The following is a 13,679-nucleotide window of genomic DNA, read 5'->3' on the forward strand; positions in this document are numbered from 1 at the left end:
GCAAAAAAGCATTGACAGCCCGGGCTCTGGCCCTTACACTGGGAGCGGTCACAAAATCATCCCCCTCGCCGGGGGAAGTCTTTTATTACCAGCATCTTAATTTGGGAGGTTCTCTATGTCCGGCAGCACACTGTTTTCCATTGGCGAAGCACTCATCGATATGATCCCGTCCAGGGTGGGCTGTTCTTTTGACGAGGTTTCCTCGTTCAGCCCGCGCACTGGCGGCGCACCGGCCAACGTGTGCGCCGCCTTTGCCCGGCTGGGCGGCAAAAGTGCTTTTCTGAGCCAGCTGGGCGACGACCCCTTCGGCCACAAGATCGCCCGGGAATTGGAAGCCTGCGGCATCGACCTTTCCCATCTGGCCTTTACCGATAAGGCCAACACGGCCCTTGCCTTCGTCAGTCTGGAAGAGGACGGCAGCCGCACCTTCAGCTTCTACCGCAAACCCTCGGCGGACCTGCTCTATTCTCCGGAGCAGATCGACCCTGCATGGTTCGCCGATGCCTTTGCCCTGCACTACTGCAGTGTCTCGCTGGTGGACAGCCCCATGCGCTACGCCCACCTTGCGGCCATTGCCGCCGCACGCGAAGCTGGTGCTATCGTCAGCTTTGACCCGAACCTGCGCTTCCCCCTCTGGCCGGACCGCGACATGCTGCGCGGGACCGTGCTGCAGTTCCTGCCGCTTTCCAACATCCTCAAAATTTCGGATGAAGAGCTGGAATTTCTCACCGGCACTACGGACATTGAATCCGCCCTGCCGCAGCTGCTTGTGGGCGATGTGCAGCTGGTGGTCTACACCTGCGGCAGCAGCGGTGCCCACGCCTACACCCGCACCGCCCATGGCTTTGCCCCCTGCCGGAAAGTCCGGGCTGTGGACACCACCGGCGCAGGCGACGGCTTCATCGGCTCGTTTTTGTGGCAGCTGGAACGTGACGGCGTGACACTGGAAAAACTGGCAAAGCTCAGCAAAACAAAGCTGAACGAATACCTTGCCTTTTCCAACCAGTTCTGCGGCATCAGCGTGCAGCAGCACGGTGCCATCGACAGCTACCCCACCCTTGACCAGATGCAGTAAAGCATACAATATGCCCTACGTCACAGAACCGCAGGGCTTCTTTTCTATTTACAATTTGTAGTATTGTGTCGCTATATTCCAATTTTGTCCTTTTTCCGGCATCTTTTCTGCCGGTTTAAGATTTGTTTATCCTTTGTACAAGCCTTGTTCTTATTCTCTGCCCGGTTCCATGTTACCATAAGGGCAAGAACAACAAGCAGGGAGGCTTTATCCATGCCCTTTGAATTTACCCTTCTGGATGCCTTGCAGGCTCTGCGCTGTCCGGTGCTGGATGCACTGGCGGTGTTTTTCGATCAGGCCGGTGCCCGCGGCGAGATCTGGATCGCCTTCACGGCGGTGCTGCTGGCGTTCCGGCGCACCCGCCGGGCCGGGCTGGCCATGGCGCTGGCGCTGGGCCTTTATATGCTGGCGGGCCACTGCGCCTTAAAGCCGCTGTTCGCACGCCCGCGCCCCTGCGACCTCCGGCCGGAGATGCTCACGCTGGTGGCCCGGCCCCATGGCTGGTCCTTCCCTTCCGGACACACATCCTCCGCCTTTGCCGCTGCCTTTGCGCTCTGGCTGCAGAACCGCAGGCTCGGCGTCCCGGCTCTTGTGCTGGCCGGGTTCATCGGCTTCACGCGGATGTACCTGTATGTGCATTTTCCCACCGACATTCTGGGCGGCGTAGCACTGGGCCTTGCATTGGGGGCCTGCGGCTCCCTGCTGGCAGATAAGATCAGCAACAAATGGGCGAAACGCAGTGAAGTAAAACGAACTGTATAAACCAATTTCGTCTCGCACTCGTTCTCGCTTTGCTTTTTACATTCAGATGAAGTATATCGCTTCGATCCTATTCGTGAAAAAGAGCCTCGGAAAAATCCGCAGATTTTTCCAAGGCTCAACGAATTATAATAGAATTTCCGCTAAAACAGCCAAAGCGCACGCGGCGGCTATTCCCAATCGTTCTCTTGCATTCAGGTAAAAACAAAAGCAGCCAGCACCGTGGAAAGGAGGATAAAGCGGTGCTGGCTGCGGTATGAGAACTCCCGAACTTTGCGGCGGATCAGGAGGGATTTGGTAGTCTGTCCGCCGTCGTTGGCGATTGCCTGGCATAGGCGGGGGACAGTGTTTTAATAAGTACCTGCTGGGCTGTGCCAGATGCACCAGCCCCCGCAGGTGAAAGCCCTTGTCGGCTTTGGGGAGATGTCTTTGCATCTCCCTGACTGCACCCTTATACTACCAGACAATCGTGGCATTTCTTTGTGGAGTTTTTGAACAATTTGCAAATAGATTTTCAGGTGTTTTCAAAGGAGGCTCCGCGCATAAGCGTTGGGGCGGGACTGGAGTCCCGGGCTGTTCGCGGAGAAAGCTTCCTACTGGCCTGCATTCATGCTTTTACTGCGCCCCGAAAAATTCCTTGGCGATGTCCGCGCTGCGCTTGGCATCCTTGGCGTACCAGTCCGCGCCGATCTTCTCGGCATATTCCGGCGTGAGCACCGCACCGCCCACCATGATCTTGCAGTCCAAGCCCGCTTCGTGCAGGGCGGCAATGGTTTCCTCCATGCTCTTGAGGGTAGTGGTCATCAGGGCGGAAAGGCCCACCAGATGCACATTCTTTTCCCGCACAGTGTTCACCACCGTCTCCACCGGCACATCACGGCCCAGGTCGATCACCTCAAAGCCGTAGTTTTCCAGAATCACCTTGACGATGTTCTTGCCGATGTCGTGCACATCGCCCTTGACGGTGGCCAGCACGATGCGGCCCTTGCTGGCGCTGCCCTCGCCCTTCTGGGCAATGACGTTCTTGATCTCCTCAAAGGCGCTCTGGGCCGCACTTGCGGCCTGCAGCAACTGCGGCAGGAACAGCGTGCCCTTCTCGTACTTGGCACCCACGATGTCCAGCGCCGGGATCAGTGCTTCGTCCACCACTTCCAGCGGCTGCTTTTCGGCCAGCAGTGCCTTGGTCTGGGCGGCGGCATCGCCCTTCAGGCCCTTTTCCACCGCCTTCATCAGCGGAGCGTAAGGGCCGGTAAGCTCTGCGCTCTCACCGGATGCGGATGCCGAAGCCGCAGGCACCGTCTGCGCGGCCTGCCGGATGGCTGCGGATGCAGGCACATGGTCGGCATACCGCTCAATGTACTTGGTGCTCTGCTGGTCGCGGTTGGTCAGCACGTTGTAAGCATACACCGCCGCCATCATCTCCTCGCTGGAAGGGTTCATAATGGCGAGGTCAAGGCCCGCATACATCGCCATGGTGAGGAAGGTGGTGTTCAGGTACGGGCGGCAGGGCAGGCCAAAGCTGATGTTGGACACGCCCAGAATGGTGCGCACCCCCAGCTCTTTTTTGCAGGCTTCCAACGCCTGCACGGTGGCCAGAACGTCCTTCTGCTGGGCGCTGGCGGTCAGGGTCAGGCAGTCGATGTAGATGTCCTCCCGCGGGATGCCGACGGCAAGGGCCGCCTCCGTGATGCGGCGGGCAATGGCCACCCGGTCCTCGGCGGCGGGCAGGATGCCCCGCTCATCGATGGCAAGGCCCACGATGGCCGCACCGTACTTTTTGCACAGGGGCAGGATCGCGTCCAGCTTTTCCTGCTCGCCGTTGGTAGAGTTGACGATGGGCTTGCCGTTATAAACGCGCAGGCCGTTTTCCAGTGCCTGCACATTGGAGGAATCCAGCTGCAGCGGCAGGCTGGTGACGCTCTGCAGGGCCTTGACCACCTTGGGCATCAGGGCAGGCTCGTCCACCCCGGGTGCGCCCACGTTCACGTCCAGCACCTGAGCACCGGCTTCCACCTGACTGACCGCCTGCTCCAGAACGTAGTTCATATCCTCTTCCCGCAGTGCCTGCTGGAAGCGCTTTTTGCCTGTGGGGTTGATGCGCTCACCCACCACCGTGATGCCGTCCACATTGACAAAGTCCACCGGCGTGCAGAGCACCGAGGGCATTTTGTGGGCCGGACGGCCGGGTACGCAGCCTGCAAAAACGCTGTTCAGCAGCTTGATGAACTCCGGCGTGGTGCCGCAGCAGCCGCCCGCCGCGAACAGATGCAGATCCCGGTAGGGCTTCATTTCCATAGCGAAGAGCTGCGGGGTGATATCGTAGCCGCTGCCGTCGGCCCGGGGCAGGCCCGCATTGGGCTTGACGAACACCGGAAAGTCGCCGGGCACAGCCTCTGCCAGACGCTTTGCCATGGGGAAGATCTCCTTGGGGCCCAGTGAGCAGTTGATGCCCACCGCGTTGGCACCCAGGCCACGGGCGGTCACGCCGAAGCTTTCCACCGTGCAGCCGGTAAAGGTGCGCCCGCCGGCTTCAAAGCTCATGCTGGCTAAGATAGGCAGGCCGCTGTTTTCCTTTGCGGCCAGCAGAGCGGCTTTCAGCTCGTACAGATCGGTAAAGGTCTCAAAAAAAATGAGGTCGGCCCCGGCGGCAGCGCCTGCCCGGACGATGCGGGCGTACTCGCTCACTGCATCCTCAAAGGCCAGCGTTCCGCTGGGTTCCAGCAGTTCTCCCAGCGGGCCGACATCCAGCGCGGTCAGGGCACCGTAGGGCGCACAGGCGCGCTTGCAGTTGGCGATGCCCGCCGCAATGATTTCTTCCAGACTGTAGGCGCTGCCCGCCAGCTTGTGGGCCGATGCGCCAAAGGTGTTGGCGTTGACGATGCGGCTGCCCGCAGCGGCATACTTGGCATGGATGCTCTCGATCAGCTCCGGGTTCGTGATGTTCAGCTCCTCCGGCTTTGCACCCAGCTTCAGGCCCGAAGCCTGCAGCATGGTGCCCATGCCGCCGTCCAGCAGGACGGTATTGCTCTGCTTGAAAAGTTCACTCGCTTGCACAGGTCTTTCCCCTCTTTCTATACTCACACCGGGTGCGCAGCACGCAGTGGCCGCACCCGGCCAGTTTTCCCTTTACCGGGTGGCCGCTGACCCCCAGAATGGCCGTCACGCTCTTGCGCGGGGTCATCAGGTTGGTATCGGTCACACACAGGCCCGCCCGGCGCACCGTATCCAGCGCGTTTGCCACCAGCGGCTGTACTGCAATATCCCAGTCACCGTAGCCGGGCGAAAACCGCCCGGTCAAATACTTTCCCTCTTTTGCGGCCCACTGGCGCAGCTCTGCTTCGGCTGCGTCTGCGGCCTGCTCGGCCAGCGCGCTGCCCAGTGCGTCGGACGCAACGCCCGCCGCGATATCTCCCACACCGGCACGGCGGATCTGTGCATCCACGCCGGGGCCCAGCGTCACAGCCAGCAGCACCGCCTGCGGACAGTTTTCCAGATGCTTCATCACATCCCCACCCCGCAGGATGCCTGCTTCGGCAAGGGCAGCCGTGTCCGCTTCCAGCCAGACCGCCCGGGGCGTTGCCGCCGCCAGCAGCGGCATGGCGCATGTTTCCAACAGGGTCATGGTGCGGTCGTCCGGTTCCCCTCTGGCCCCGAAATACCGCGCTGCCTGTGCTATATCGATCGCCGCCGGTTTTGCCAGCACCAGCGGCTGCGGTGCACCGATCATCCGCCGCACCTCCTTGCTTTTTTGAAATAAAGTGGTCTTAAGTATACCGCACCTGTGGGATTTTATCAATCCCGCAGAGCGGCGGATAAAAGAAAACTCCCTCAGTCACAGCTCACGCCGTGCCAGCTCCCTCAAGGAGGGAGCCTCTGTCGAAAAGGTAAGCTTTTCGGTTTTGCCAAAGGCCCCATCCCAGAGGGGGCTGTCTGTGAAGCAGACTGGGGGAGTTCGTTCTTTATTTGATGCAGCTGGAACAGGGCGTATAGCCTGCTTCCACGGCTTCCTGATAGCTGGAGAAGAGGATCTGGTTCTTCTCTGCCGGCAGGTTCGGGCAGGTAGGCAGATGGAACTTTTTGCTGTTCACATTGCCAATGTACGCCTGCTGGGCCGTGCTGGATGCCGCCGGGTCGGTGGGGTTCAGCGCGGAATCTGCCGCAAAGTGCTCGGTGCCCACGGTGTAGTTCTGGCCGTCGGAACCAATAGTGATGGTGCCCTGCAGGTCGGTGCGGTAGACATCCACCCCGGCGTCCCGCAGGATGCTCAGGGTCTCCTCGTGGGGGTGGCCGTACTTGTTGTTCACACCGCAGGAGATGACTCCCATTTCCGGCAGCACCGCATTCAGGAAGAGGTAGCTGGTGGAGGTGCTGGAACCGTGGTGGCCCACCTGAAGAACATCGGCCCTGAGGTTGGCACCGCTGTTCACAAGGTCGGTCTCCGCCGTCTTTTCCATGTCGCCGGTCAGCAGGAAGCTGGTGGAGCCGTAGTCGATGCGCAGCACGAGGGAGGTATCGTTGGTGTCGCTGTACTGTGCCACCGGGCCAAGCATGGTCACGGTAGCGCCGCCCAGCGGCCACATCGTGCCCACGGCGGGCACCTCTACCTGCAGGCCCTGCTGTTGGGTGTACTTGACAAAATCCTGAAAGCACTTGGTGGAGGCATCGGCCACCGGGCTGTACACATGGTACGCCGGGAAGTAGGCCAGTGCGGCAGCCAAGCCGCCTACATGATCCTCGTGTGCGTGGGAGCAGAACACATATTCCAGCTGTTCCACCCCCTGACTCTGCAGGTAAGAGACGATGAGACTGCCGTCGTCCACATTGCCGCCGTCGTAGAGCATGAACTGTCCGTCACATTCCACCAGCACGCTCAGCGCCTGACCCACATCGATGAAATGCACCTCCAAGGGTGCGTCCACCGTATCCACAGCCGCCGCAGCAGAAGCGGATGGGTTCGGCACTACATCGGCGCTTCCGCCCGGGACGGACGGCAGCCCGCTGCAGCCCGCAAGGCTCAGCACCAGTGCGGCGGCAGCGGCCAGCGCAGCAAGGCGCTGCCACAGGCCTTTCTTAGGCGCGTTTACTTTTTCTTCTTTCCAGTTTTCCACGTTGTGTTCTCTTTCTGTTGATCGTTTTTTGGCTTGCGCGCGGGTGCCGAATGGGGCGCAAAGCGTGCGCCGGGGCTGGGCGCACGGCCTGTCGGTGCAGCGGCACGGCTCTGGCCGTGGGCAGGCTTGCCGTTATGGCCCTTCTGGTTCGGGCGCACCGTATAGGTGCCGTCATTGTGGATCGTCACATCGGCGGCTTCGGCCCGGCGGGCAGAGCGCTGCACGGCGCGGCGGCCTACGGCGGGCACCAGCAGGGGGATTAGGTCCTCCCGGTGGGTCATCTTCAGCGCCTTGACTACCTTCTCGGCGTTGCGAGGCTCGTAGTATTGCAGCAGCGCCCGCTGCAGCGCCTTGCCCTCGGGGGTCTTTTCCACAAACACCGGCTTCAGGGTGTAGGGGTCAAGGCCGGTGTAGAACATGCAGGTGCTCACAGTGCCGGGGGTGGGGTAAAAATCCTGCACCTGTTCCGGGCGCATGTGGTTTTTGTAAAGATATTCTGCCAGATAGACCGCATCCTTGAGGGTGCTGCCCGGGTGACTGGACATCAGATAGGGCACCAGATACTGCTTTTTGCCGGCCTTTTTGCTCAGCTCATAGAATTTATCCTTGAACTTGTTGAAGGTCTCGATGGGCGGCTTGCCCATGTAGGCCAGCGTGTTGGGAGCACAGTGCTCCGGAGCCACCTTCAGCTGGCCGGACACATGGTACTCTACCAGTTCCTTGAAGAAGGTGTCGTCCGGGTCGGCCATCAGGTAGTCGAACCGGATACCGCTGCGGATGAACACCTTTTTCACGCCCGGCAGCTCCCGCACCCGGCGCAGGATCTTCAGGTAGTCGCTGTGGTCCACGATCATGTGGGAGCAGGTGGTGGGGGCAAGACAGTGCTTGCCGCCGGTGCACATGCCCCGCAGCATCTGCTCCCGGCAGGAGGGAAAGCGGAAGTTTGCGGTGGGGCCGCCCACATCGTGGATGTAGCCCTTGAAATCCGGCTCGTGGGTCATGCGCTCGGCTTCTGCCACGATGCTGTCCGCGCTGCGGCTGGTGACACGCCGCCCCTGATGCAGCTGGATGGCGCAGAAGTTGCAGCCGCCAAAGCAGCCGCGGTTCTGGATGATGGAGAACTGCACCTCACGGATGGCGGGCACGCCGCCCATGCTCTCGTAGATGGGGTGGTAACGGCGGGTGTAGGGCAGGGCGTAGACCTTATCCAGCTCCCCGCGCACCAGCGGCTTTGCGGGGATGTTCTGCACCAGATACTTTTCGCTCTGCTTCTGCACGATGATCTGGCCGCTGACCACATCCTGATTGTCCATCTGGATGCGGCAGGCCTTGGCATACGCCGTCTTATCCGACGCCACCTTTTTAAAGCCTGCGCACTCCACGTAGCGCTCGGGCAGATGGTCGAAGTCGGTCATGTAACAGGTGCCGTCCACGTCCGTGATGCTCTCCACCGGCTCCCCGGCGGCAAGGCGGCGGGCGATCTCCACGGTCTGGTGCTCGCCCATGCCAAAGCTGATGATGTCCGCGCCGGAATCCTCGGCGATGCTGGGCAGAACGGTGTCCAGCCAGTAGTCATAGTGGGCAAAGCGGCGCAGGGACGCCTCCAGACCGCCCAGAATCACCGGAAGGTCGGGATAGGCCTGCTTGGCAAGGCGGGTGTACACGGTGGCGCTGCGGTCCGGGCGTGCGCCGCCCTTGCCGCCGGGGGAGTATTCGTCCTCGGCGCGGGGGATCTTTGCCACGGAATAGTGGCTAACCATGCTGTCCACGTTGCCGCCGCCGATGAAGAAGCCGTACTTCGGCTTGCCGAACCGCTTGAAGTCCTCGCAGTCGGTGTAGCGTGGCTGGGCCAGCACGCCGATCTTATAGCCCTCGGCTTCCAGCAGACGGCTGATGATGGCAGTGCCAAAGCTGGGGTGGTCCACATAGGCATCGCCGCCCACCACCACAAAGTCCAGCTGCTCCCACCCGCGGGCCTCCATATCGGCCCGGCTGATGGGAAGAAATTCGGTGTAGATCTTAGGGGAAGAGTTGTCCATTTGCTAATATCCTCATTCTTGGTTGAACACGGGCGAGTGCTCTTTTATTTTTATTCCTCCGGTTGGTTCATCTGCATTTCCAGCCACTGCTGGCGGCTGATAAGCACAGCGCGGGGCTTGGCACCCTCGTAGGGTCCGATGATGCCTTTTTGTTCCATCTCGTCCATGATACGGGCCGCGCGGGCGTAGCCCAGCTTACAGCGGCGCTGCAGCAGGCTGGTGGAGGCCTGACCGGCATCGATGACCACCTCCACGGCCTGCTTGAACATCGGGTCGGTATCGGGATCCTCGTCGGAGTCCGCGCCGCCGCTGCCCTTCTTGCCATCCTGAATGGCGTGCTTTTCCATGGCTTCGATCATGGCTTCGTCATACTGCACGGTGCCGCTCTGCTTGATGAAGTCCAGCACACGGCTGATCTCCTCATCCCGCACGAAAGTGCCCTGAATACGGGTAGGCTTGGGCGCACCCACGGGCATGAACAGCATATCACCCATGCCCAGCAGCTTTTCGGCACCGGAGCCGTCCAGAATCGTGCGGCTGTCCACCTGACTGGACACTGCAAATGCGATGCGGCTGGGGATGTTGGCCTTGATCAGGCCGGTGATCACGTCCACGCTGGGGCGCTGGGTGGCTACGATCAGGTGCATACCGGCGGCGCGGGCCTTCTGGGCGATGCGGCAGATGGAGTCCTCCACATCCTTGCCCACCACCATCATCAGATCGGCCAGCTCGTCGATGATAATGGCGATGTAGGGCATCTTTTCCAGATCAGGCCGTTCTGCGGCCAGCTTGTTGAAAGACTTGATGTCGCGCACATTGTTCTCTGCAAACAGATGATAGCGGCGCTCCATCTCCTGCACCGCACTGCCAAGGGCACCTGCGGCCTTTTTCGGCTCGGTGACCACCGGCATCAGCAGGTGAGGAATACCGTTGTACTCGGCCAGCTCCACCACCTTGGGGTCGATCAGCAGCAGCTTCACGTCCTCCGGGCTGGAGCGGAACAGCAGGCTCATGATGATGCTGTTCACACACACGGATTTACCGCTGCCGGTGCTGCCTGCAATGAGCAGATGGGGCATCTTGCACAGGTCTGCCACCTGTGCCACACCGGCAATGTCCTTACCAAGCGCAATGCCCAGAGGTGAGGTCATTCGCAAAAAGCTCTGACTCTCGAACACGCTGCGGATATACACCGGGGTCTTTTTGTGGTTGGGCACCTCAATGCCCACGGCAGGCTTGCCGGGGATGGGTGCCTCCATACGCACGTCCGCCACCGCAAGGTTCAGGGCGATATCGTCTGCCAGCGAGGTGATGCGGCTGATCTTGACACCCGCCATGGGCTGCACCTCGTACCGGGTAACGGAGGGGCCCCGGGAGATATCCAGCACACGGGTGCGCACGCCAAAGCTTTCCAGCGTATCCACCAGCTTCTGGGCGTTGGCTTTCAGCTCTTCCTGCGCGCCGGGGTCGGTCTCGTCCTGCGATTTTTCAAACAGCTCAATGGGCGGATACTGGTACTGATAAGTATCCACCGGTTCGGTCTCGTCCACAGGGGCCGCTGCCGCGGCCTGCTCAGAAGCGGCAGGCTTTTCCATTGCCGCTGCCACCAGCGTGCTGATATCCTTTTCCTCCACCGGTTCGCTGGTAATGCTGATCCAGCCGTCCTCGTCGGGTGTGCCGCGCATGGCAACGGCGTTTTCGGCGCTCACCCGGGCGGGTGCCGCCGGGACTGCGGGCTGGATGGGCACGGCGGGCATCTCCGGCGTGACTGCCGCTGCCGGGCTTTCCGGCTGGGCCGTCGGCATTGCCGGGGTCATGACCGGAGTATCAAAGCTTTCCGCTGCCGCAGGCTGCACCGGCTGTGCAGCCTTTGCAAAGAAATCGGATGCATCGGTCTCCACTGCGTCCTGTACGATGGGCTGCGGGGCAGGTCTGGGGGCCGGGCGCAGCGGGTTCTGCCCAAAGGTGCCGCCCGGGCCCACGATGAGCGGCTCGATGGGTTCGCTGCCGCCCTCCTTCACCTCAGTGTGGTCGGGGCCAAGGTCTACGTCAAAGGAAGCCCGGGGCCGGGATACCCGTACCTGCACCGGCGTGATGGCCGGGGCGGCAGGCTCCGGCTGGGCAAGCGGCTGGCCGGAAGTATCTGCGGACAGCTCCGGCTGCGGGGCGGCCTCCGGCTCCTCCGCCTCCATCTCTTCGGTCACCTTGTGGCCCCAGTGGCGGATGCCGTTCAGCCAGTCCGGCACACCGATGCGGAAAGCCGGAGTTTCCATCTCCTCTTCGGCATCTTCCTCATCCCGGTATTCATCTTCTGCTTCGTCGTAGTCTTCCTCGGCCTCGGCTTCTGCCGCGCGGGCAGCGGCACGTTCAGCGCGGCGGGCTGCGCTCTGCTGCGCCATAGCCGCACCCTTTGCGTGCACGCCGCCAAACGCAGCGCACAGCCATTGCCACACCTCTGCCGGGGTCAGATCAAAAATGTACAGGCTGACACACAGTGCCAGCACGATCATGATAAGGGTTGCCGCAGGCCGTCCGCACAGCAGCAGCAGGCTGCCGCCCAGCAGTGCACCCAGCGCACCGCCGCCGATCCATGCATTCACGCCGTTTGCGTAGCAGGCAGCTGTCATCTGGAATGCCGACATGCCCTGCGGCTGGATATCGGAAAAAACGATCACCGTGCCGCAGGCAAACACCAGCCCCAGAACCAGCTTGAAGATCTTGGGCAGAAGGTCTTCGCCCCGGGTATACTGCACAGCAAGGCAGCACACTGCCGCGCCCAGCACAAAGCTGCCGCAGCCAAAAAGTCCGAACAGCACATCGTGCAGGGCCTTCCATGCCGAATCTCCCTCCACAAAGGCCAGCACCACCAGCAAAAGGCCTGCAAACAGGGTGCCAAGCCCTGCCGGAAGCCGCTGTTCTGCGCGTTTTTTGCGCGATGCTGCGCGCCGTGTTGTCGTTTTACGTTTTTTTGTTGCCATGTTTCTTTGTTCCCCGCGTTTGTAGTAGACACACTATTTGATTTTATTATTGTACCACGCAGGGAAGAAAATGGCAAACCTATTGTTGTACAAAATCGGCCTTCATTTGCGTTCAATCTCTTTATACAGCCACGCCAGCGCATCCGAAAGCCCGCCCAGCTCATCAATGAGCTTTTCCTTCACGGCCCGGCGTCCATCCAGCACGGTGCCCATGTCCATCACCAGCTCGCCGGTGTGGAGCATCAGGTCGGTGTAGCGTTTTTCGGTCATGCCGCTGTGGGCCGCTACGAAGCCGGTGATGCGCTGCTGCATCTGCTCAAAGCTGCGCATGGTCTGCGGCACCCCCAGAATGACACCGGAATGCCGCACCGGGTGCACGGTCATGGTGGCTGTGGGCACGATGAAGCTGCGCCGGGCGCTCACCGCCAGCGGGATACCGATGGAGTGCCCGCCGCCCAGCACAAGCGTTGCACTGGGTTTGGACACGCTGGCGATCAGCTCCGCCAGCGCAAGGCCCGCTTCCACATCACCACCTACCGTGTTCAGCAACACCAGCAGACCTTCGATGCGAGGATCTTCCTGCGCAGCCACCAGCTGCGGGATGACATGCTCATACTTCGTGGTCTTCTGGCCCTGCGGCGCTTCCGAATGGCCTTCGATCTGGCCGATGACGGTCAGGCAGTGGATCACATGCTCCCCGCGGGCCAGCGTGACCGTGCCCAAATCCTCGATCTCTTCTTTTTCCAGCCGACGCGCGTCGGTCAGCTGCGTTTCATCGTTCATATGCTTTCCCCCTGCGTTTTCTGTCAGCATTCCCCAGCCTGTGCCGGGCTATGCAGACCCGCTGCAGCAAAAAAGCGGTAACATTTCATAAAAATTTTTTGAGAATGATTTGACATTCTCCATCGGTGCAGTATACTTTAAATAATTGACTGTAATATCTGCAATATGAACCCGTAAACGGATCGGGGTTTCTTTGTGCCGCATCTGTAAAGCAGGCAGCTGCGGCAAGTACTGCGATAGAGCGAAAGGAGAAAGTATTCTATGAACACTCCTGCAAGGGCTTCGCTTCCCGTTATCAAGCGTCTTCCCAAATATTACCGCTATCTGTGCTCTCTGCAGGCGGACGGCATCAACAGCATTTCTTCCCGCGAGCTGGCTGCTCAGATGGGCACCACCGCTTCGCAGGTACGGCAGGACTTCAACTGCATCGGCGATGTGAATGGCCGGCAGGGCATTGGCTACTCGGTGGAAAACCTGCTCTCCATTCTGGAAGGCCTGCTGTTCGGCAACGGCGACCGCCTGCCCACCATCCTGATCGGCTGCGGCCGTCTGGGCAAGGCAGTGAGCCGCTTTATCACCACCGACACCAACGGCTACCGCCTGATCGCCGCCTTTGATGTGGCACAGAGCGAGGTGGGCAAGGAGATCAGCGGCATCCAGATCCGCCATATCGACGAGCTGGAGTCTTTCTGTGCCGAGCATCACCCCAAGGTCGCAGTGCTCTGTGTGCCCCGCGACGGTGCGGAACAGGTCAGCGGCCGTCTGGTGGATCTGGGCATCGAGGGCTTCTGGAACTTCTCCCACTATGACCTCTCTGTGCCGTATCCCGATGTGGTGGTGGAGAACGTCCATCTGGGCGACAGCCTGATGAGCCTTGGCTACCGCCTGCGCAATCAGGACTGAATATACCTATCTATAGTAAATAAAAAGAAATAGA

The 13,679-nt window shown here is 60.8% G+C and carries 9 protein-coding genes; 3 read left to right on the top strand and 6 right to left on the bottom strand.

What is annotated here, in order from left to right; all coding sequences use genetic code 11:
* Positions 1-115: 115 nt before the first annotated feature.
* Both J3348_RS05240 and J3348_RS05245 read left to right on the top strand, forming a co-directional pair.
* Positions 116-1,075, top strand: coding sequence for a carbohydrate kinase (locus J3348_RS05240; RefSeq protein WP_005942875.1), 960 nt, complete (start codon positions 116-118; stop codon positions 1,073-1,075).
* A 213-nt stretch (positions 1,076-1,288) separates the two neighbouring features.
* Complete coding sequence (locus tag J3348_RS05245; protein ID WP_207698500.1) at positions 1,289-1,837, top strand: phosphatase PAP2 family protein; 549 nt, start codon at positions 1,289-1,291, stop codon at positions 1,835-1,837.
* 612 nt (positions 1,838-2,449) lie between these two features.
* Here the strand turns inward: J3348_RS05245 and J3348_RS05250 are convergent.
* The 6 genes from J3348_RS05250 to J3348_RS05275 form a co-directional block, all read right to left on the bottom strand.
* Positions 2,450-4,888, bottom strand: a complete 2,439-nt coding sequence (locus J3348_RS05250) for a homocysteine S-methyltransferase family protein (protein WP_207698501.1) — start codon at positions 4,886-4,888, stop codon at positions 2,450-2,452.
* Entirely contained in the window at positions 4,875-5,561 is a 687-nt protein-coding gene (locus tag J3348_RS05255) for a methionine synthase (RefSeq protein WP_207698502.1), read from the bottom strand. The genes J3348_RS05250 and J3348_RS05255 overlap by 14 nt, the downstream gene beginning before the upstream one ends.
* Before the next feature lie 232 nt (positions 5,562-5,793).
* Positions 5,794-6,942, bottom strand: coding sequence for an MBL fold metallo-hydrolase (locus J3348_RS05260; protein WP_207698503.1), 1,149 nt, complete (start codon positions 6,940-6,942; stop codon positions 5,794-5,796).
* Entirely contained in the window at positions 6,915-8,981 is a 2,067-nt protein-coding gene (locus tag J3348_RS05265) for a YgiQ family radical SAM protein (RefSeq protein WP_207698504.1), read from the bottom strand. The genes J3348_RS05260 and J3348_RS05265 overlap by 28 nt, the downstream gene beginning before the upstream one ends.
* 50 nt (positions 8,982-9,031) lie before the next feature.
* A complete protein-coding gene (locus J3348_RS05270; protein ID WP_207698505.1) occupies positions 9,032-11,959 on the bottom strand; it encodes a DNA translocase FtsK in 2,928 nt (975 codons plus the stop codon).
* A gap of 102 nt (positions 11,960-12,061) precedes the next feature.
* Entirely contained in the window at positions 12,062-12,742 is a 681-nt protein-coding gene (locus J3348_RS05275; protein WP_097780808.1) for an ATP-dependent Clp protease proteolytic subunit, read from the bottom strand.
* Between the two features lie 261 nt (positions 12,743-13,003).
* Here J3348_RS05275 and J3348_RS05280 point away from each other — a divergent pair, with 261 nt between their 5' ends.
* On the top strand, positions 13,004-13,645 hold the full coding sequence (locus J3348_RS05280; protein WP_005942917.1) for a redox-sensing transcriptional repressor Rex: 642 nt from the start codon (positions 13,004-13,006) through the stop codon (positions 13,643-13,645).
* Positions 13,646-13,679 lie beyond the last annotated feature (34 nt).

Origin of the sequence: Faecalibacterium sp. Marseille-Q4896 (genome assembly GCF_017377615.1) — a bacterium.
Classification (GTDB): domain Bacteria; phylum Bacillota; class Clostridia; order Oscillospirales; family Ruminococcaceae; genus Faecalibacterium; species Faecalibacterium taiwanense.